Source organism: Streptomyces canus (assembly GCF_030816965.1).
GTDB lineage: Bacteria > Actinomycetota > Actinomycetes > Streptomycetales > Streptomycetaceae > Streptomyces > Streptomyces canus_E.
In genome coordinates this window covers 4,006,767-4,026,873 of the sequence record NZ_JAUSYQ010000002.1, presented here as the reverse complement: position 1 = coordinate 4,026,873, position 20,107 = coordinate 4,006,767, and the positions used below count along the sequence as shown (strand labels likewise).

General features: G+C 69.3%; 18 protein-coding genes and 1 other RNA gene. 11 read left to right on the top strand and 8 right to left on the bottom strand.

Annotated elements, in window-relative coordinates:
• The first annotated feature begins 98 nt into the window (after positions 1–98).
• From QF027_RS19370 to QF027_RS19355, 4 genes are all read left to right on the top strand, one after another.
• Entirely contained in the window at positions 99–1,787 is a 1,689-nt protein-coding gene (locus QF027_RS19370) for a serine/threonine-protein kinase (protein ID WP_306986668.1), read from the top strand.
• Between the two features lie 108 nt (positions 1,788–1,895).
• The gene (locus QF027_RS19365; RefSeq protein ID WP_307075892.1) at positions 1,896–3,152 is read left to right on the top strand and encodes a serine/threonine-protein kinase; all 1,257 of its coding nucleotides are present in this window, start codon (positions 1,896–1,898) and stop codon (positions 3,150–3,152) included.
• Positions 3,153–3,228: 76 nt separating this feature from the next.
• Positions 3,229–4,335 carry a peptide chain release factor 2 gene (prfB, locus tag QF027_RS19360; RefSeq protein ID WP_306980519.1) on the top strand — a complete coding sequence of 369 codons (1,107 nt, stop codon included), beginning with the start codon at positions 3,229–3,231 and terminating at the stop codon, positions 4,333–4,335.
• 292 nt (positions 4,336–4,627) lie between these two features.
• Positions 4,628–5,326, top strand: a complete 699-nt coding sequence (locus tag QF027_RS19355; RefSeq protein ID WP_307075890.1) for a hypothetical protein — start codon at positions 4,628–4,630, stop codon at positions 5,324–5,326.
• A gap of 118 nt (positions 5,327–5,444) precedes the next feature.
• Here QF027_RS19355 and QF027_RS19350 read toward each other — a convergent pair whose 3' ends face one another.
• On the bottom strand, positions 5,445–5,636 hold the full coding sequence (locus QF027_RS19350) for a hypothetical protein (RefSeq protein ID WP_053851796.1): 192 nt from the start codon (positions 5,634–5,636) through the stop codon (positions 5,445–5,447).
• A gap of 236 nt (positions 5,637–5,872) precedes the next feature.
• Between QF027_RS19350 and ftsE the strand changes: the two genes are divergently transcribed.
• From ftsE to QF027_RS19320, 6 genes are all read left to right on the top strand, one after another.
• Positions 5,873–6,562, top strand: coding sequence for a cell division ATP-binding protein FtsE (gene ftsE, locus QF027_RS19345; protein ID WP_007382424.1), 690 nt, complete (start codon positions 5,873–5,875; stop codon positions 6,560–6,562).
• Positions 6,563–6,604: 42 nt separating this feature from the next.
• Positions 6,605–7,522 (top strand): permease-like cell division protein FtsX, encoded by a 918-nt coding sequence (ftsX, locus tag QF027_RS19340; protein WP_306980525.1) that lies wholly within the window; start codon positions 6,605–6,607, stop codon positions 7,520–7,522.
• Between the two features lie 68 nt (positions 7,523–7,590).
• Entirely contained in the window at positions 7,591–8,769 is a 1,179-nt protein-coding gene (locus QF027_RS19335; RefSeq protein WP_306980527.1) for a S41 family peptidase, read from the top strand.
• Between the two features lie 142 nt (positions 8,770–8,911).
• The gene (gene smpB / locus QF027_RS19330) at positions 8,912–9,460 is read left to right on the top strand and encodes an SsrA-binding protein SmpB (RefSeq protein WP_057610801.1); all 549 of its coding nucleotides are present in this window, start codon (positions 8,912–8,914) and stop codon (positions 9,458–9,460) included.
• Between the two features lie 96 nt (positions 9,461–9,556).
• Positions 9,557–9,943, top strand: a transfer-messenger RNA (tmRNA) gene (gene ssrA, locus QF027_RS19325).
• An 85-nt stretch (positions 9,944–10,028) separates the two neighbouring features.
• Positions 10,029–10,658 carry a hypothetical protein gene (locus tag QF027_RS19320; RefSeq protein ID WP_307075888.1) on the top strand — a complete coding sequence of 210 codons (630 nt, stop codon included), beginning with the start codon at positions 10,029–10,031 and terminating at the stop codon, positions 10,656–10,658.
• Positions 10,659–10,708: 50 nt separating this feature from the next.
• Here the strand turns inward: QF027_RS19320 and QF027_RS19315 are convergent, their stop codons facing one another.
• The gene (locus QF027_RS19315) at positions 10,709–11,116 is read right to left on the bottom strand and encodes a nitroreductase family deazaflavin-dependent oxidoreductase (RefSeq protein ID WP_306980530.1); all 408 of its coding nucleotides are present in this window, start codon (positions 11,114–11,116) and stop codon (positions 10,709–10,711) included.
• A gap of 58 nt (positions 11,117–11,174) precedes the next feature.
• On the opposite strand from QF027_RS19315, the gene QF027_RS19310 reads away from it, so the two are divergent.
• The gene (locus QF027_RS19310) at positions 11,175–11,864 is read left to right on the top strand and encodes a hypothetical protein (RefSeq protein WP_307075886.1); all 690 of its coding nucleotides are present in this window, start codon (positions 11,175–11,177) and stop codon (positions 11,862–11,864) included.
• 31 nt (positions 11,865–11,895) lie between these two features.
• On the opposite strand, the gene QF027_RS19305 is transcribed toward QF027_RS19310, so the two are convergent.
• The 6 genes from QF027_RS19305 to QF027_RS19280 all read right to left on the bottom strand — a co-directional run bounded on the left by QF027_RS19305 (position 11,896) and on the right by QF027_RS19280 (position 20,069).
• The gene (locus tag QF027_RS19305; protein ID WP_306980533.1) at positions 11,896–12,900 is read right to left on the bottom strand and encodes a LacI family DNA-binding transcriptional regulator; all 1,005 of its coding nucleotides are present in this window, start codon (positions 12,898–12,900) and stop codon (positions 11,896–11,898) included.
• Positions 12,900–15,149 (bottom strand): alpha-xylosidase, encoded by a 2,250-nt coding sequence (yicI, locus tag QF027_RS19300; protein ID WP_307075884.1) that lies wholly within the window; start codon positions 15,147–15,149, stop codon positions 12,900–12,902. The genes QF027_RS19305 and yicI overlap by 1 nt, the downstream gene beginning before the upstream one ends.
• A gap of 13 nt (positions 15,150–15,162) precedes the next feature.
• Positions 15,163–15,987: a carbohydrate ABC transporter permease gene (locus QF027_RS19295; RefSeq protein ID WP_306980537.1), complete on the bottom strand. Its 825-nt coding sequence runs from the start codon at positions 15,985–15,987 to the stop codon at positions 15,163–15,165.
• Positions 15,984–16,928: a carbohydrate ABC transporter permease gene (locus QF027_RS19290; protein ID WP_307075882.1), complete on the bottom strand. Its 945-nt coding sequence runs from the start codon at positions 16,926–16,928 to the stop codon at positions 15,984–15,986. The genes QF027_RS19295 and QF027_RS19290 overlap by 4 nt, the downstream gene beginning before the upstream one ends.
• A complete protein-coding gene (locus QF027_RS19285; protein ID WP_307075880.1) occupies positions 16,925–18,217 on the bottom strand; it encodes an ABC transporter substrate-binding protein in 1,293 nt (430 codons plus the stop codon). The genes QF027_RS19290 and QF027_RS19285 overlap by 4 nt, the downstream gene beginning before the upstream one ends.
• 511 nt (positions 18,218–18,728) lie before the next feature.
• Positions 18,729–20,069: an MFS transporter gene (locus QF027_RS19280; RefSeq protein ID WP_306980544.1), complete on the bottom strand. Its 1,341-nt coding sequence runs from the start codon at positions 20,067–20,069 to the stop codon at positions 18,729–18,731.
• Positions 20,070–20,107: the final 38 nt, after the last annotated feature.

Genomic DNA, 20,107 nt, shown 5'->3' with positions numbered 1-20,107 from the left:
GTCTTTCCTTCGAACACGCTTGGGAACGCTTACGTAGTGCCTTGAGGAGCGGCACTACAGTGGGTCGGAACGACAGCAAGCAGCAGGGAGTGCATGACGTGCGGCCGGTAGGCAGCAAGTACTTCCTCGAGGAGCCGCTCGGACGCGGTGCCACGGGGACCGTGTGGCGAGCCCGCCAGCGGGAGACCGCGGGCGCCGAGGCCGCCGTACCGGGACAGCCCGGCGAGACCGTCGCGATCAAGGTCCTCAAGGAGGAGCTCGCGAGCGACCCGGACATCGTGATGCGGTTCCTGCGCGAGCGCTCCGTCCTGCTGCGGCTGACCCATCCGAACATCGTGCGGGTGCGTGACCTGGTCGTCGAAGGCGATCTGCTCGCCCTGGTCATGGACCTCGTCGAGGGCCCCGACCTGCACCGCTATCTGCGCGAGAACGGCCCCTTCAGCCCCGTCGGCGCCGCCCTGATCACCGCCCAGATCGCCGACGCCCTCGCCGCCAGCCACGCCGACGGGGTGGTCCACCGCGATCTCAAGCCCGCCAACGTGCTGCTGCGGCAGTACGGCGGCGAGATGCACCCCCTCCTGACCGACTTCGGCATCGCGCGTCTCGCGGACTCCCCGGGCCTGACCCGGACGCAGGAATTCGTCGGCACGCCCGCGTACGTCGCTCCCGAGTCCGCCGAGGGCCGCCCGCAGACCTCCGCGGTCGACATCTACGGCGCCGGCATCCTGCTGTACGAGCTGGTCACCGGCCGTCCGCCGTTTTCCGGCGGCTCCGCCCTGGAAGTCCTGCACCAGCACCTGAGCGCCGAACCGCGCCGCCCCTCCACGGTCCCCGACCCGTTGTGGACGGTCATAGAGCGCTGCCTGAGCAAGAACCCGGACCGGCGCCCCAGCGCCGAGAACCTCGCGCGCGGGCTGCGGGTCGTCGCCGAGGGCATCGGCGTGCACGCGAACTCCGCGCAGATCGCCGCCGCGGACAACGTCGGCGCGCTGCTGCTGCCCGACCCGGCCCCGGCGGCGGTACCGGACGCGCCCGGCGCCGCCGACCCGACGCAGGTGCTGCCGCACGGCGCGGGTGCCCAGGGCGCCTTCGACCCGAACGCCGCCACCAGCTTCCTGCCGCACACCGGCCCCGGGAACCCCGTCGGCGCCGCCGACCCCACCGCCGTGCTCCCCAACCGTGGCGCGGCCGATCCGACCGCCGTCATGCCGCCGGTACCGCCCGGCCGGCCGGGACAGGGGCAGTACGGGCAGCAGGGGCCGCAGCCCGGCGGACCCGAGGAGCCGCACCCCTGGCAGAACCAGCTGCGCGCGGCCCGGGACCGCAACGAACAGACGCAGGTCCAGTACCTCGACCCCAGCGAGGACCCGCTGCGCCGCCGTCCGCAGCGGCAGGTCGCCAGGCCGGAGCAACAGCAGCCGCAGCGACAGCAGCGGCCCCCGCAGCGGCCGCCGCAGGACGGCGGTCACGGCCGCCGGCAGCAGCCCCAGCCGCAGCAGTACGCCCCGCAGCCGCAGCGGTACGCGCCCCCGCCGCAGCCCGAGCGCCCCGCGCGCGAACCCCGGCAGCGCAGCGCCAACCCGATGAAGATCCCGGGTCTGGGCTGCCTCAAGGGCTGCCTGTTCACGATCGTCATCCTGTTCGTCGCGAGCTGGCTGATCTGGGAGCTGAGCCCGCTCCAGGACTGGATCGGTACCGGCAAGAGCTACTGGCAGCAGCTCGGCGACATGATCGACACGGTGAGCGGGTGGATCGGCGATCTGGGCGGTAAGTCCTCAGGTCAGTAGCGACTCAGGGGATTTGTCGACATCCGGCGGGTGATTTCCGTCTCCGCGGTGAAGGTTGGCTCTTCCGACGCGTAGTTTTATCGGCAACACGCGTCTGTAGGAGCAGCCTTGGCACGGAAGATCGGCAGCCGGTACACCGCCAACCAGATCCTGGGGCGGGGCAGCGCCGGCACGGTGTGGCTGGGCGAGGGACCCGAGGGGCCCGTCGCCGTCAAGCTGCTGCGCGAGGATCTCGCGTCCGACCAGGAGCTCGTGGGCCGCTTCGTCCAGGAGCGCACGGCCCTGCTCGGCCTGGAGCACCCCCACGTGGTCTCCGTACGCGACCTCGTGGTCGACGGCAACGACCTCGCGCTCGTCATGGACCTGGTCCGGGGGACGGATCTGCGCACCCGGCTCGACCGGGAGAAGCGGCTCGCGCCCGAGGCGGCGGTGGCGATCGTGGCGGATGTCGCGGACGGGCTGGCCGCGGCGCACGCCAAGGGGGTCGTGCACCGGGACGTGAAGCCGGAGAACATCCTGCTGGACATGCAGGGCCCGCTGGGCCCCGGGGGCTCGCATCCCGCCCTGCTGACCGATTTCGGTGTGGCGAAGCTCATCGACTCGCCGCGGCGGACCCGGGCCACCAAGATCATCGGGACGCCGGACTATCTGGCGCCGGAGATCGTCGAGGGACTGCCGCCGCGGGCGTCCGTGGACATCTACGCGCTCGCGACCGTCCTGTACGAGCTGCTGGCCGGGTTCACGCCGTTCGGGGGAGGGCATCCGGGGGCGGTGCTGCGCCGACATGTCACGGAAACGGTGGTTCCGCTTCCGGGTATCCCCGACGAGCTGTGGCAGCTGATCGTGCAGTGCCTGGCCAAGGCGCCGGCCTCTCGGCTGCGGGCGTCCGAGCTGGGGGTGCGACTGCGGGAGCTGTTGCCGTTGCTGGCCGGGATGCCGCCGTTGGACGTGGACGAGCCGGACGCGGAGGACGAGGAGGAGCCGGACGGCGAGGCGCCGACGGCGGCTTCCGACGGGGACGCGGCGTCCTCCGGGCGGCCGGTGCGGCGGGGAGCCGTGCCGTTGGTACCGGGCGCGAAGCCCGCCGACTCCAACCGGGACACGCACACGTCGATGCGGGTGCCTGCGCCCGATGAGCTGGCCGGGGGTGCGCGAGGGACCGCCCGGGTGCCTCGGGCCGCGGGTGCGCCCCGTCCGGGTTCGGCCCGGCATCGGGCGACCACGAGGCGGCGTCGGCTGGCCGTGGGGGCCGCGGCGGTAGTGCTCGTGGCCGCGGCGGGAGTCGGGGTGTGGGCGGCCACGTCGGGCGACGACGCGGGGGCGTCACCGCAGGACACGAAGAACTCGGCGCCCGCCTCACCATGAGGGAGCCGGGGCGGCGGCCCCCGGTGCCGGTGGTGGTCGGGCGAGGTCGGTTGCCACAGCCGTTAGGCTGGAGGGCGTGGCAGTCGTCGATGTATCCGAAGAGCTCAAGTCCCTCTCCTCGACCATGGAGTCGATCGAGGCCGTTCTGGACCTCGACAAGCTGAGGGCAGACATCGCCGTGCTCGAGGAGCAGGCGGCCGCGCCGTCCCTGTGGGACAACCCGGACGAGGCGCAGAAGATCACCAGCAAGCTGTCCCATCTCCAGGCCGAGGTCAGGAAGGCCGACGCGCTGCGCAGCCGGATCGACGATCTCTCCGTGCTGTTCGAGATGGCCCAGGAGGAGGACGACCCGGACACCCTCGCCGAGGCCGAGTCGGAGCTCACCTCCGTCAAGAAGGCGCTCGACGAGATGGAGGTCCGTACGCTGCTCAGCGGTGAGTACGACTCCCGCGAGGCGCTCGTGAACATCCGGGCCGAGGCCGGTGGCGTCGACGCCGCCGACTTCGCCGAGAAGCTCCAGCGGATGTACCTGCGGTGGGCGGAGCAGCACGGCTACAAGACCGAGATCTACGAGACGTCGTACGCCGAAGAGGCCGGCATCAAGTCGACCACCTTCGCCGTGCAGATCCCGTACGCCTACGGCACCCTCTCCGTGGAGCAGGGCACCCACCGCCTCGTGCGCATCTCGCCCTTCGACAACCAGGGGCGCCGCCAGACCTCCTTCGCGGGCGTCGAGATCCTCCCCGTGGTCGAGCAGACCGACCACATCGAGATCGACGAGTCCGAGCTGCGGGTGGACGTCTACCGCTCGTCCGGGCCCGGCGGCCAGGGCGTGAACACCACCGACTCCGCGGTGCGCCTCACCCACCTCCCGACCGGCATCGTCGTCTCCTGCCAGAACGAACGCTCGCAGATCCAGAACAAGGCGAGCGCGATGAACGTCCTCCAGGCCAAGCTGCTCGAGCGGCGCCGCCAGGAGGAGCAGGCCGCGATGGACGCCCTCAAGGGCGACGGCGGCAACTCCTGGGGCAACCAGATGCGTTCGTACGTCCTGCACCCGTACCAGATGGTCAAGGACCTGCGCACCGATTTCGAAGTCGGCAACCCCGAGGCTGTGTTCAACGGCGAGATCGACGGCTTCCTGGAGGCCGGGATTCGCTGGCGCAAGCAGCAGGAGAAGTAACTTTGTCGACTTGGTAATCCTTCCGCAACTGCCGTCCATCGGGCGGCAGTTTGCTTTATGTCTGGGTTTTACATCACACTCACAGACCGCTTTCCCCGGCAAAGGGCCCTTACCAGGACATCGCACACTCAACGGCCTTGACGTTGCTTTGAAAAATGGGAAGGGTAAAGCGTGGCATGCGTATCTCTGGGGCGCATGTGAACCGGGGGACTCAAGTACAGCTACCTTCTCCCGTCGATCACGGCCCCGAGCGCCGCCTCATTGACGATGAGCTACTGGGGGTAGCAACCACATGACGAAGAAGACGCGGATCCGGATCGCGCGCATAGCTGCCGGTGCCGTGATCGCGGCCGGTGCCTCGCTGACCGCTGCCGGCGCCGCTTCCGCGCTGGAGATCGGTGTGAGCGTGGACGAGAGCGGGGTCGGCGTGAACGTCGACACCGGCCTCGGCGACGACGACCCGGGCAACCCCGGCGACCCGACCGACCCGGGCATCCCGACCGAGCCCAACGACCCGACCGACCCGGGCACTCCGACCGACCCCGGCATCCCGACCGACCCGGAGACTCCGCCGGTCACCGAGGAGCCGACGATCCCGACGGAGCCCACCGAGGAGCCGACCGAGCCCACCGAGGACCCGACCGACCCGGGCAACGGGAACGGCAACGGGAACGGCAACGGCAACGGGAACGGGAACGGGAACGGCAACGGAAACGGAAACGGCAACGCCGGGGGCGGCAACAGCAACACCGACCCCGACGGCGGTTCCGGCACCTCCACCCAGGAGGAGGGCTCCTCGGCCCTCACCGAGACCGGCACGGACACCACGTCCGACACCGCGGCCCAGGGCACGGGCGGTGCGCAGCTCGCCGAGACCGGTGCCGGGCAGACCGCCTTCCTGGTCATCGGTGCCGCCACGATGATCGCCGGCGGCGTCGGCTTCCGCCTCCTGCCCCGCCTGGCGGGCGGTCGCGGTGGCGCTGCCGCCTGAAGGTGACTCCCGATAGTCACGCGCTCGCTTGACGTGTGCGTGCGCTACGACGAAGGGCCCGGAGCGGGTGTCGCTCCGGGCCCTTCGTATGTCTGCGTAATGTCTTCGGGGTGCCCGCCTACGCGGTCTGGTGTGCCAGCAGAGCCACCGCTGCGATCAGCACCGCGAGCAGGGCGATCAGGGCCATCGGGTTCAGGCCCGCGAAGAGGTTCTCCTGCTGCAGCCGCTCGCGGTTGGCGCGGCACACGGGGCACCGGCCCTCACTCACGGGCGCCGCGCAGTTTGCGCACACCAGGCGGTCGTACGTCATGCGCGTCACCCTTCTTGCAGTCGGTTCCATACAGGACAACGCTCCCGGGTAGCAGAACGTTCCCTTCCCTACTGTGCCAGGTTCCACCGAGGGCCGCCTGTGCGCTGCCGAAGGGGAGGTTTCCAGGTCGGCACAAAACCGCCCATCCCATATGCAACGCGAACCGGCGCCTGCGCTCCCGCACCCGGTTCGCGTATGGTCACGCTCATCTACCCCCGGCCTACCGTGGTGCATCCGTGATCCGATTCGACAACGTATCCAAGGTCTACCCAAAGCAGACCCGCCCCGCACTCAGGGATGTCTCCCTGGAAGTGGAGAAAGGCGAGTTCGTGTTCCTCGTCGGGTCCTCCGGCTCCGGAAAGTCCACCTTCCTGCGGCTGGTTCTCCGCGAGGAGCGGACCAGTCAGGGCCAGGTGCACGTTCTGGGCAAGGACCTCGCGCGCCTCTCCAACTGGAAGGTGCCGCAGATGCGTCGCCAGCTGGGGACGGTCTTCCAGGACTTCCGGCTCCTGCCGAACAAGACGGTGGCGGAGAACGTCGCCTTCGCGCAGGAGGTCATCGGCAAGTCCCGCGGCGAGATCCGCAAGTCCGTGCCGCAGGTGCTCGACCTCGTCGGGCTCGGCGGCAAGGAGGACCGGATGCCCGGCGAGCTGTCCGGCGGTGAGCAGCAGCGCGTGGCCATCGCGCGGGCCTTCGTCAACCGGCCCAAGCTGCTGATCGCCGACGAGCCCACCGGCAACCTCGACCCGCAGACCTCCGTCGGCATCATGAAGCTGCTCGACCGCATCAACCGGACGGGCACGACAGTGCTGATGGCGACCCACGACCAGAACATCGTGGACCAGATGCGCAAGCGCGTCATCGAGCTGGAGAAGGGCCGTCTCGTCCGCGACCAGGCACGCGGCGTCTACGGCTACCAGCACTGACCGCCGTTCGAAGAGTCCCCGGAAAGGCCTGAAGAAGACGCCATGCGCGCCCAGTTCGTACTCTCCGAGATCGGTGTCGGTCTCCGTCGCAACCTCACGATGACGTTCGCCGTCATCGTCTCCGTCGCCCTGTCGCTCGCCCTGTTCGGCGGTTCGCTCCTGATGAGCGACCAGGTCGGCGCCATGAAGGGCTACTGGTACGACAAGGTCAACGTCTCGATCTTCCTCTGCAACAAGAGCGACGCCGAGTCGGACCCCAACTGCGCCAAGGGCGCGGTGACCGACGACCAGAAGAAGGACATCCTCTCCGACCTGAAGAAGATGTCGGTCGTCGAGACGGTCGCCCACGAGTCCCAGGACGAGGCGTACAAGCACTACAAGGAGCAGTTCGGCGACTCCCCGCTGGCCGCCTCCCTCACGCCGGACCAGATGCAGGAGTCGTACCGGATCAAGCTGAAGGACCCGGAGAAGTACCAGGTCATCGCGACCGCGTTCAACGGGCGCGACGGCGTGCAGTCCGTGCAGGACCAGAAGGGCATCCTGGACAACCTCTTCACGATGCTGAACCTGATGAACCGGGCCGCGCTGGGCGTCATGGCGCTCATGCTGGTCGTCGCCCTGCTGCTGATCGTCAACACGGTGCGTGTCTCGGCGTTCAGCCGTCGGCGGGAGACCGGGATCATGCGGCTCGTGGGCGCCTCGGGCTTCTACATCCAGGCGCCGTTCATCATGGAGGCCGCCGTAGCCGGCGCGATCGGCGGTGGGCTCGCCTGTGTCTTCCTGGTCGTCGGCCGGTACTTCACCATCGATCACGGCATGGCCCTGTCCTCGAAGCTCAACCTGATCAACTTCGTGGGCTGGGACGCCGTACTGACGAAGCTGCCGCTGATCCTCGCGGCGAGTGTGCTGATGCCCGCGTTGGCCGCGTTCTTCGCGCTGCGCAAGTACCTGAAGGTGTGACGCATGCCAAGAGGGCCGTACGGTCAACCGGCCGTGTGGCCCTCTTGCGTTGTCCTAGACTCACCGGCATGTCAGGCCGAGACCTGTTCTGTCAGCCCCGCCGCATCCGCCGCGGGGCGGCCCTGACATTGGTGTTCGCGAGCGTGCTGGTGGCCGGCGCGGCGACCGGTTCGTTTCCCGAGGCAGACCCCGGCGACCGGAAGTCCTCGTCGGACTCGGCCCGTTCGGCCGCTCCCGCGGGTCATCACGAGGACGTGGCGGAGGCGGCCGAGGAGGCCGTGGCCGACGGCACGTCCCCCATGGAGGCCGCCGAGCGTGCCGTCAGCCGCAGCGGAGACCGCTGGGGGGCCGTCTACTCCCGGGGCGAGTACGAGGAGTTCGAGGAAGCCCTCGACGGCCAGTACACCGGCGTCGGGCTGTGGGCGCGGCGCGAGCGGGACGGCCGTATCGAAGTGACCAAGGTGAGCTCGGACTCGCCCGCGGCGTCCGCCGGGATCCGCAAGGGCGACCGGTTGCGCAGCGTCGACGGGGAGAAGGTCGACGGGCATCCGGTCACCGAGGTGGTCTCCTTGTTGCGCGGCGACGCCACGGACGCGGCCGCCGGTACGACGGTCCGGCTGGGCCTCGAGCGCGGCACGCGCGCGTGGACGAAGACCGTTCGGCGTGCCCGTCTGTCCACGGACTCGGTCACCGTTCGAGAACTCGCCGGCGGGATCACCGTCATCAAGATCGACTCGTTCACCAAGGGCGTCGGGGACCAGGTCCGGGACGCCGTCCGGGAGGCCCCTGCCGACGGGGGGATCGTTCTCGATCTGCGCGGGAACTCCGGTGGGCTGGTCACCGAGGCCGTGACCACGGCGTCCGTCTTTCTCGACGGGGGCCTGGTCGCGACGTACGACGTCGACGGGTCGCAGCAGGCGCTGCACGCGGAGCCCGGTGGGGATACGACCCGTGCGCTGGTCGCTCTTGTCGACGGCGGGACGATGAGCGCGGCGGAGCTTCTCACCGGGGCGCTGCAGGACCGGGGGCGGGCGGTGGTCGTGGGGTCCAGGACGTTCGGCAAGGGGTCGGTGCAGATGCCCAGCCGGCTGCCGGACGGGGCGGTGGCCGAGCTGACCGTGGGGCACTACAGGACTCCGTCGGGGCGCGGCGTCGACGGGCGGGGGATCACGCCTGATCTGGAAGCGGACGATCGGGCTCTCCAGCAGGCCGAGACTGTTCTCGGGGGACTGGGAGACGCGGACTGAGGGTGCGGCTTTGACCGCCGGCCGGTGGGGGCTTGTCGCGCCGTTCCGCGCGCTCCGGGTGGGGAGAGCTGACGCCCGCTGATAAGGACTGGTCTTCGCCCCCCTCACTAGTGCGAAAATGGGCAGCACTATGAGCAAGGGAATGTACGTACCGAAGGAGTCCCAGCCGAAGCAGGGTGGCGGGGGCGGCAAGGCCCAGGACGGGGAGAAGGGCGGCAAGCGCAAGATCGTCGCCCAGAACAAGAAGGCCCGGCACGACTACGCGATCATCGACACCTTCGAGGCCGGGCTGGTCCTCATGGGCACCGAGGTCAAGTCGCTGCGCGAGGGCCGAACCTCGCTGACCGACGGCTTCGTCCAGATCGACGGGGGCGAGGCGTGGCTGCACAACGCCCACATCCCGGAGTATCACCAGGGCAGCTGGACCAATCACTCCGCACGCCGCAAGCGCAAGCTGCTGCTGCACCGCGAGGAGATCGACAAGCTGGAGTCGAAGGCCCAGGAGACGGGCCACACGATCGTGCCCCTCGCCCTGTACTTCAGGGACGGCCGGGCCAAGGCCGAGATCGCGCTCGCGCGAGGCAAGAAGGAGTACGACAAGCGGCAGACCCTGCGCGAGAAGCAGGACCGGCGGGAGTCGGACCGGGCGATCGCGGCGGCGAAGCGGAAGCAGCGGGCCCAGGCCCAGTAGGAATAGGCTGGCACCGTCGTGCGTTGGTCACGTACGATGGGTCCTGCACCTCACCGAGGGTGCACGCTCCTCTTCGGAGCATTGAAAAAACAACATGGGGATGATCGGTTTCGACAGCGGCTGTTGAAGCAGGGGAAGCGTGTCGAGGAAGCGGCAATGATCTCGTTAACCATATGTCGCAACCAATAATCGCCAATTCCAAGAGCGATTCCCGCGCCTTCGCCCTCGCTGCCTAATAAGCAGTGAGTGAAGGCCCCAACGGGTGTCAGCCCGGGGATGTTCCCGACCCGGACCCTGGCATAATCTAGGGGACTAAACCATCGAGCCCGGTCACGGGGTTCGATGGGAAACCAAACAGTGACTGGGCCCGTCGGCGACTTGTTCGCGTGATCGCCGGGGCCGAGAAAATCGCAGCGAACTGCACACGGAGAAGCCCTGATTCTGCACCGTTGGACGCGGGTTCGATTCCCGCCATCTCCACTCGCCTCTTCCGAGAGGCAACCCCATGTGGGCGAAGGCCCCGCTGCTTCACGGCAGCGGGGCCTTCGTCATGTCCTGGAGGTGACGGATGGTACGAAGCATCGATGAGTCCGACTTCGGTGTGACCTGGCTGATGAGCATGTTCCACGCGGACTGGACCCATCACGGGCCCACGGCCGCCGAGGCGGTCGGCTACCACCTCTGGGACGACCTGGACCCGGCGAACGTCGACGCGGTCCGGCGGGACGCGGCGCTGCTGCTGCGCCTGCCCTCGGCGACGATCGAGGTGCTGTGGTCGGCCGGTACAGAGACCGGGCCGTCCTTCTTCTCCGGAGGGCGTACCGATGTCACCTCGGGAACGCGGTGGATGGAGACGCTCACCGGCCTGTGCGACACCTGGCTGTCCCGGCACGCCGGGGCCGGTGTGGTCGCCGCCGTACCCGCCGAGTGGGACGGCGTGGAACTGGCCGCCACGGTCCTCACCGAGATCTCAGCGGCGGACTTCCTGCCGGACGAGGTCGGGCGGGCGCTGACCGAGTGCGTCCGGCGCTGCACACCGGACCTCGCGTTCCGCCTGCTGCTGCGGGCGATGCAACAGATCGGCACCGCCTCCGGCGCGGCGCTCTCGCCGGAGCACTACGCGCGGCTCGCGGCAGTTGGCTCGGCGCTGCGGTACGGCGAGTTCGTGGTGGCGGAGGTGCAGCACCTGGTGGCGTGACGGACGGTGCCCCCTGGGACCCTGCCGGTGCCGCCAGGGGCACCGGCTTCTCATGCGCGGATGCGGAAGACGGGGTGGTCCGCGGGCGCCGGCAGGGCGTCGAGGACGCCGGAGACCGTGGGCATGCCGCCGTAGCGTTCGCGGTAGGCGGCGAGCAGCGGTGGACGGTCGGGTTCCGGGACCTCCTCCACAGTGATCGTCTCGGTGCGGCCGCCGCCGGCGAGGCGGGCCTCGGGGGTGGCACGCAGGTTGAGGGCCCAGTCGCTGAGGCCACGGTAGGAGACGAGGTAGCGCTCACCCTCGTGGTCCAGGACGGCCACCGGGACCGTGCGCTCGCGACCGGAGCGGCGGCCTCTGACGGTGAGACGGGAGATCATCGACCGCTGGAACAACGGGACCAGCCGGTTGGCTATGTGGCGCTGCATCCAGGGCGGCTTCAGATAGACGCGGGCGGTCATGCTTCCCACGATAGGGTGACCCCGAGATTCTGGTAACCATCGTGGAAGCGAACCCCGCATGACCTCGATGCGCACACCACGCCAACTGCTCGTCCGTGCGCGGGGCGACGACTCACCGCTGTATCTCGCGGGCGAGGAAGGCGCCGACGACCTCTCCTCATTCACCCGCTCCGTGTCGCCCGACGACCCCTGGCTCGGGCTGCCCGAGTCCCTGGCCGAGCAGCTGACCTCGTGGTCCCGGGCCCGCCCCGGGGGAGGGCCGGCGTCCCGTCAGAACCTGCGCGAGCATGCGAGGCAGGGGCTGGAGATCGCCCAGGCGCTGGCCCGGTACCTCGGACCGCAGTGGGTGGTGCGGTACCGGGACGACGCGTACGCCACCGACAAGTTCGTCTGCTGGGGGTGCAGGCGACTGCACTGGTCCCTCGACGAGCACGACACGCCTCCGTATCCGCTTCGCATCACCGTCGAGGGTGAGTACAAGTGGCACCCGCTCCGCGCGGAGGGATTCGGGGACTTCGCTCCGGACGACCCCGCTGCCGGGCTGGACCTGTCCGACGAGCTGGTCACGGACCTGTACAGGTGGGCGGCCGACTTCGACGCCGGCATGGAGCAGTACCTGAACGACCGGGACGACGCGAAGGACGACACGAGGCGCAGGGAACTGGATCTGCGGGGCCGTGACCTGGCCGAGCGCGTGGCCTGTGAAGCAGGCCCGGCCAGGACCGTCACCTATGGCGGACTTGCCTAGGGCCATGGGAGGCCCGTCCTCTGCCGACGGGTCAGGAAACCGTCCGCTGCCCCGTGCTCGCCCGCTCCGTCATCCGCGGTGGCAGCAGGGTCGACTCCGGTACGGCTGTCCCGGCCAGTTTCTTCATCAGGAGTTCGACCGCTCGCGCGCCCACCTCCGCCGACGGCAGCGCCACCGAGGTGATCGGGACGCGGACCGACTCGGCCAGTTCGTCGGGGCAGATCGCGGTGACCGACAGGTCGGCCGGGACGCGTAGGCCCAGTTGCTCGAAGGCGTCCACCAAGGGTTGCAGCAGGGGTTCGTTGTGGACGACCACTCCCGTCAACGCGGGTTGATCGCGCAGGAGTTGTTCGGCCACCGCGCGGGCGGCACCCGGCTCGCAAGGGTGGACCGTCGACGACATCCCGCGGCGGTCGGCGGCGGCCGTGAAGCCCTGGACCACACTCTGGGCGAAGGCGGTCTGCCGGACGTAGACCTCCGGCGGGGAGCCGACGAGGGCCACCACCCGGTGGCCCAGCCGCGCCAGATGCTCCACGCACGCCTCGCCCGCCGCCTTGAAGTCGAGGTCGATGCAGGTCAAACCCTCCGAGGAGGCGGGGAAGCCGATCAGTACCGACGGCAGGTCCAGTGTGCGCAGCAACGGCAGCCGCGGATCGTCCAGTTGGACGTCCATCACGATCAGTGCGTCCACCAGTGCCGTGTCCGCGACCCGCGTCAGTCCGTCCTCGCCCTCCTCCTGGGTCAGCAGCAGCACATCGTGGTCGTACCGGCGGGCCGTCGTCACCACCGACACCGCGAACTGCATCACGGTCGGGACGTGGATCCCGGTCCTCAAGGGCACGACCAGCGCCAGCACGTTCGACCGTCGGCCGGCCAGGGCACGGGCGCCCGCGTGCGGGCGGTAGCCCAGCTCGCGGACGGCGTCCTCGACCCGCTGCCGGGTTTCCTCGGAGATCGGGCGCTTGCCGCTGAGGGCGTAGGAGACGGTGCTGGGGGAGACCCCGGCCCGCCGCGCCACATCGGTGATCTTCACCATCAGCCCAGCTCCAGGGAGAGGAAGCCGGTCCCGGCCCGCGCCCGCGCCGCGTGCCCGCCCGCGGCCAGTCCCCAGGGCGCCGACGGGTCACCGCAGGACGCCCGCAGCGTGTCGCCTTCGCGTACGACGGTGAAGGCGACCTCGCCGACCCGCACCGTGACCTGCTCGCCCCGCCCGAGGCCGTACGCCCGCAGGGTCACCCCGTCGGCGTGGGCGTAGTCGGGTCGGTCGTCCACCGCCCCCACCGGGAGCACCGCGCCCGGCCTGACCAGCAGCGGCACGCTCAAGAAGTCGTGCTTCTCGCGTACCCAGCGCGGCCCGGTCACCGTCTCGCCGGTCACGAAGTGGGTCCACGTGCCTTCGGGGACGTAGTAGGAGACCTCGCCCTCGTCGTTGAACACCGGCGCCACCATCAGGTCGGGGCCGAGCATGTACTGCCGTTCCAGATGCGCGCACCCGGGATCGTCCGGGAACTCCAGGACCATCGCCCGCATCACCGGGACACCCTCGGCGTGGGCGGTGCGCGCGGCCTCGTAGAGGTACGGCATGAGCTTCAGCTTGAGGTGGGTGAAGTGCCGTAGGACGTCCACGGATTCCTCGTCGAACAGCCACGGCACGCGGTAGGAGGAGCTGCCGTGCAGGCGGCTGTGGGAGGAGAGAAGTCCGAAGGCCAGCCAACGCTTGAACAGCGCCGGTGTCGGGGTGCCCTCGAAGCCGCCGATGTCGTGGCTCCAGAAGCCGAAGCCGGACAGGCCCAACGACAGCCCCCCGCGCAGCGACTCGGCCATCGACTCGTAGGTCGCCTCGCAGTCGCCGCCCCAGTGCACCGGGAACTGCTGGCTGCCCGCGGTCGCCGAGCGCGCGAAGACCACCGCCTCCTCCTCGCCGCGGTGCTTGCGCAGCACGTCGAAGACGGTCCGGTTGTAGAGGTAGGTGTAGTAGTTGTGCATCCGCTCCGGGTCGGAGCCGTCGGACCACTCCACGTCCAGGGGTACCCGCTCGCCGAAGTCGGTCTTGAAGCAGTCGACGCCCTGCGCGAGGAGTGCCTCCAGCTTGGACGCGTACCAGTCGCGGGCTGCCGGGCTGGTGAAGTCGACCAGGGCCATGCCGGGCTGCCACAGGTCCCACTGCCACACGCTGCCGTCGGGGCGCTTCAGGAGATGGCCGAGCGCCTTGCCCTCCGCGAACAGGGGCGATCTCTGGGCGATGTACGGATTGATCCATGCGGAGACCCTCAGACCCCGGGCGTGCAGTCGCGCGAGCATGCCCTCCGGGTCGGGGAAGACCCGCGGGTCCCACTGGAAGTCGCACCAGTTGAACTCGCGCATCCAGAAACAGTCGAAGTGGAAGACCGAGAGGGGGAGTTCGCGCTCCCGCATGCCCTCGATGAAGGACGTCACGGTCTCCTCGTCGTACGACGTCGTGAAGGACGTCGACAGCCACAGGCCGAAGGACCAGGCGGGCGGGAGGGCCGGGCGGCCGGTGAGGGCCGTGTACTTGCGGATGATCTCCTTCGGACTCGGGCCGTAGATGACGTAGTACGTCAACTCCTGCGTCTCGGCGCTGAACTGCACCCGCGAGACCGCTTCCGAGCCCACCTCGAAGGAGACCTTGCCCGGGTGGTCGACGAAGACGCCGTAGCCCGCGTCCGTGAGGTAGAACGGGACGTTCTTGTAGGCCTGTTCGGTGGCCGTGCCGCCGTCGGCGTTCCAGATGTCGACGACCTGGCCGTTCTTCACCAGCGGCCCGAACCGTTCGCCGAGGCCGTACACCGAGGTGCCCACGCCGAGCCCCAGCTGCTCGCGCAGGTAGTGGGCGCCCGACGCGTCCCGCATGATGCCCATGCCCTTGGGGCCGCTGCCGGTCAGCAGCCGTCCGTCCGCGAGGAAGTCGACCTGCCAGGTGTCCGTGCGGGCCACCCGGACCGACAGCGCGCCGGAGGTGAGGGTGGCGTGCTCCTCGTCGTACTCCGTGTGAGGCCTGAAGTCCTCTGTGCGGACCTCGAATTGGGGCCCCTGCGGCTGCTCGCCCTCGAAGTGGGTGAAGGTGACGCCGATGACGTCGGGTATCGGGGCGTGGGCGCTGATCGTCACGACCGGTCCCTTCAGCAGGTCGCCGCGGCGGCGGATGGGCTGGGTCGGCGCGAGGATGTCCAGCCGGCCGTCCGATGCGGAGACCTCGTGGACCTGGGCCGGATGCGCCGCGGTGACGCCCTCGCGCAGCAGCCAGTAGCCGTCGGTGAACTTCATCTGTGGGGGGTCCTTACTTCACGGCACCCACGGCGATACCGCGGGTGAGGGTTCGCTGGAAGACGAGGAAGAACACGATCGCGGGCAGAACGCCGAGCAGGGCGGCCGCGTTGGTCATCGTGGCGTCCATCAGGCGCTGGCCCTGGAGGACGCCGAGGGCCACCGACACCGTCTGGTTGTCGTTGGAGATCAGCATGACCAGGGGGAGCAGGAACTCGTTCCAGGTCCAGATGAAGAAGAAGACCAGCAGTACACCGAGCGTGGGACGGCTGACGGGGACGACGATCCGCCACAGGACCTGCCACCTGTTCGCGCCGTCGATCCGGGCCGCCTCCAGGATCTCGCGGGGGAACTGGCCGAGGACCGCGGAGAGCAGATACGTGCCGAAGGCCGCCTGGATCACCGTGAACACGATGATCACGCTCAGTCTCGTGTCGTAGAGGCCGACTTCCTTGCTCAGGTAGTAGACCGGGTAGACCAGCGCCTCCTGCGGCAGCATGTTCGCGAGGACGAAGAAGGCGAGGACCCAGGTCCGGCCCTTGATGCGGCCGATGCCGATCGCGTAGGCGTTCAGGACGGACAGGATCACGGCCAGTACCGCCACCGAGCCGCTGATCAGGACCGAGTTGACCAGCTTCTGCCCGAAGTCGACGCGTTCCCAGAAGTCCTTGATGCCGGTCGTGTACAGGCCGTCGGGAAGGCTGAGGGGGCCGTTCTGGGCGTACTCCGTGGGGGACTTGAAGGCGTTGACCGTGACGATCAGGAACGGCACGATCATGAACAGGGCCGCGACGCACAGAGCGATCAGGACCGGGTAGCGGCGCAGGGCGGTGGTCATGGGTCGGTCCTCTCCTGGAGCCTCAGACCGATCAGGGAGAGCGCGAGGATGAGCACCGTCAGCACGGTGGAGATCGCGGCGCCGTAGCCGACCTGCGTCTTCTCGAAGAACGTGGTGAAGGAGAAGTAGGAGGGCACGTCGGTGGCGCCGCCGGGCCCGCCCTTCGTGAGCACGTACACCGCGCCGAACACCTTGAGCGCCGCGATCGAGCACCAGGTGAGGACGACGTAGATCTCCGGCCGGATCTGGGGCAGCGTGATGTGCCAGAAGCGGCGCCACCAGCCGGCGCCGTCCAGTTCGGCCGCCTCGTACAGCTGGGGGTCGACGCGTTGCAGGCCGGCCATGAAGATGACCAGGGGGAAGCCCAGTTGGACCCAGATCATGACGCCCATGACACTGTAGAGCGCGAGGTCGGGGTCGCCCAGCCAGTCCTGCTGCCAGGAGCCGAGGCCGATCGCCTTCAGGAGCGCGTTGAGCGAGCCGTCGTCCGGGGCGAGGATCCAGCTCCAGACGATGCCGGCGACCGCGATCGGCAGCACCTGTGGGAGGTAGAAGCAGGCGCGGAGAACGGCGGCTGTTCTGGATCCGAAGTGCTTGCCGACGTAGTCGAACAGGGCTGCGGCGAGGACCAGTCCGAGGGCCGTGGGGATCGCCGCCATCGCCACGACCATGAACAGGCTGTGCCGGAAGGACGCCCAGAACTCGGAATCGTCCATCAGCTCCCGGTAGTTGGCGAGTCCCGACCACTCGGGGGAGCCCACGCCCTGCCAGTCCGTGAAGCTCACGTACGTGTTCATCACGAACGGCAGGACGATGACCGCGAGGAAGGCGAGGGCGCCGGGGAGGAGGAAGAGGGCGTAGGAGTCGCGGGGGCCGCGCGGGGGCTTTTGGGCGTTGCTCTTGCCGACCGCCCGCGCGTTCCGTTCGACGGTCACCGTCATTGCTTCGGCGCGCCCTTGTCGTAGGCCTCCTGGAGATCGCTGAGGTAGTCGTCGGGCTTCTCACTGCCCGTGATCAGCTTCTGGGTCCCGGAGACGAGGACGTCGTAGAAGCCGGGGACCGGCCAGTCGGGGTAGAAGGCCAGGCCGTCGTTCTTGGAGAGGGTGTTGAAGTCGTCGATCAGGGTCTTCGACTGGGGGTCGGTGATGGCGGAGGCGTCGGCCGCGACCGGGACGCCGCCGGAGTTGCCGAGCAGGTTCTGGATCTTCTTCGACATGGTGATGTCGATGAAGTCGTAGGCGAGGTCCTTGTTCTTCGAACCCTTCGGTACGACCCAGAGGTTGCCGCCGGAGCCGAGGGTGAGCTTCGAGTCGGGCCACCGGAAGGTGCCCCAGTCGAACTTGTTGTCCGTCTTGAAGCGGCCGTACCACCAGCTGCCGGAGAACAGGATCGGCGCCTTGCCGGAGGTGAAGGAGACACCGGCGGCCTCTTCGTTCTGGCCGCTGGAGGACTTGCTGAAGTAGCCCTTCTTCACCCAGTCGGCGAAGGTCTCGGCGCCGTAGGTCCAGGCCGCGTCGTGGAAGTCCGTCTTGCCCTTGTAGAGCTGGTAGGCGTCGACCCACGAGCGGTCGGCCTTCGACAGCGCGAGTTGGTAGAGGTACTGCTGGGCGGGGTAGGCGGCGCCGCCGTTGGCGAGCGGGGTGACTCCCTTGGCCACGAACGTGTCCATGGCGGCGGTCAGTTCGGCGAACGTCTTCGGCTCGGCGACGCCGTACTTCTTGAAGAGGTCCTTGTTGTAGTAGACCAGCGTGTACTCGGCGTAGTTGGGGACGCCGTACCACTTGCCGGAGCCCATCACGCCGTTGGTGTCGTAGAGGCTCGTCGTGCGCACGCTCGGGCTGAGCTTCTTGTCCCAGCCGCGCTTGGTCGCCTCTTCCGTGAGGTCGGTGAGCAGGCCTTGCTTCGAGAGCAGGCCCGCCGTCGCGTTGCCCTTGTTGTACTCCATGAGGTCGGGCGCGTCCGAGGAGTTGAGGACCATCGGGGCGGTCTTCTGGATCTGGTCGAAGCTCTTCTCCTCGAACTCCACCTTGACGCCGGGGTGTTTGGTCTCGAACTCCTTGATCGCCTCCTTCCAGGCGATGCCCATCGCGCTGGTCGGACCCTCGTAGTGCCAGAGCCTGAGTGTCTTGCCGTCGGAGGACCCGCTGTCCGAGTCCCCGCAGGAGGCCACCAGCAGCGATCCGGTCAGGACCACCGCCGCCGCCACCACACGCCGTCGTGCCGTCAACATCCCGTACCTCCGGGGAGTCGGATGGTGCTTCGGGCCGCGCCCCGGGCAGGGGCCGTCGATTCGACTCGATTCGACGACCCCTGTCGAAGCGCTTCGACGAAGGAACGTATGTGGCGCCTTTGAAGGTCGTCAATGGGTTATGCAGGATCGGGTGAAGCGATTCGACGATCCGGGTTCGGGCGAGGGGGGTCGCCAGGGGGTGCGGCGGTTGTGGTGGCGGGGGTGCTGTGGTGGGGTGCGGGCGGGAGGCGGGAGGCGGGAGGCGGGAGGCGGGAGGCGGGAGGCGGGAGGCGGGAGGCGGGAGGCGGGAGGCGGGAGGCGGGAGGCGGGAGGCGGTCGGCTGTTCGGCTGTCGGGTGTGCTGGTGTGGGGTCCTGTGGACTGAGCGGGAGTGAGTCCGTTCAGCCGCGCGCCCCGAACGGTCTTGGGCGAGCTGGTCCCCGGCGAACGGTGTTGCTGTTGTGGGTCGTGGGTGAGCGTGCTTGATCGTCTGGTCGGCGCGAGCGGGCTCGTCAGGGTCGCCGCTGCGGTGGTCGGGGCGCTGTAGTGCGTCGTGGGGGAGACGTGCTCGATCGTGAGGCTGACGCGAGGGCGGTCGTCAGGGCCGCGGCTGCCGCCGTGATCGGGACTCCGTAGCCCGCCGTCGGTGAGATGTGCTCCACCGTCCAGCCGCCCGCCGCGCTGCCGCAGGCGATTCCGCCGAGCAGGCCGGTCACCGCGAGTGTCATGCCCTCGTTGAGGCGGCCAGGCGGGGTGCGCCGCTGGATCAGGGTCATCCCGGTGACCATCGTCGGGGCGGTCGCCATCCCGGCGATCAGCAGCGCGGCCGCCAGGGCGAGCAGGGAGCCGGTGAGGGAGGCGGCCAGCAGGGGGAGCGTCAGCAGGGTCGTCATGGCGGCGATGCACCACACGTACCGGTCCTCGGCGGATCCGGTCCGTCGTATCGCCCCGTAGACGAGCCCCGCCGCGCACGACCCGGCCGCCTGGAGCGCGAGCACGATCCCGGCCGCCGAGCGGTGTCCCTGCGCGTCGGCGAAGGCGATGGTGACGACCTCCATGGAGCCGAAGACGGCACCCATGGCAAGGCAGACGGCGAGCAGGGGCGGGATACCGGGGGCGCGGAAGGGTGCCTGGGAGAGGTCGCGCTTCCGCACCGGCGGTTCCGTCGAACGCTGCGCGGCGAACACCAGCACGCCCGTCACCAGCAGCACCACCCCGGCCAGCGTGCCCGCCTCCGGGAAGAACGCCGTGCACAGGAAGGCCGCGAGAACCGGGCCCAGCATGAAGCACGCCTCGTCCACGACCTGCTCGAAGGAGTTCGCGACATGGAGGGACTTCTCGTCGCCGGCGAGGAGGTGGGCCCAACGGGCACGGGACATGCCGCCGAGGTTGGGGGTGGTGGCGGTGGCGGCGTACGACACGAAGAGCGTCCACGCCGGTGCGCCGAGGTGGACGCACAGCAGCAGTGCCAGCGAACCCAGTGCGGCGAGTGCCGTGGCCGGTACGGCGATCTTGGCCTGTCCATGTCGGTCGACGAGCCGCGCGGTCCAGGGGGCGACCACCGCCGTCGCTGCGAGGCCCGCCGCGGTGACGGCGCCGGCGAGGGCGTACGACCCACGCGTCCCGGCGATCATGACGACCGCGCTGACGCTGAACATGCCCATGGGCAGGCGGGCGAGAAGGTTCCCGATGGTGAAGGCGCGGGCTCCGGGGGTGGCGAGAAGACGGCGGTAGGGGCCGGGGGCGCGCCGGCAATGCGGGGAGCGCCGGGCGCGTGGGCCCCGTCGGCTGAGGTCGACGATGACGAGCGCGTCCGCGGTCGTGGTGAACATCGGTCGGTTCGGTTGCGGCATGCGCCTACCGTCGCGTGGCGGCGATCAACGGGTCCAAC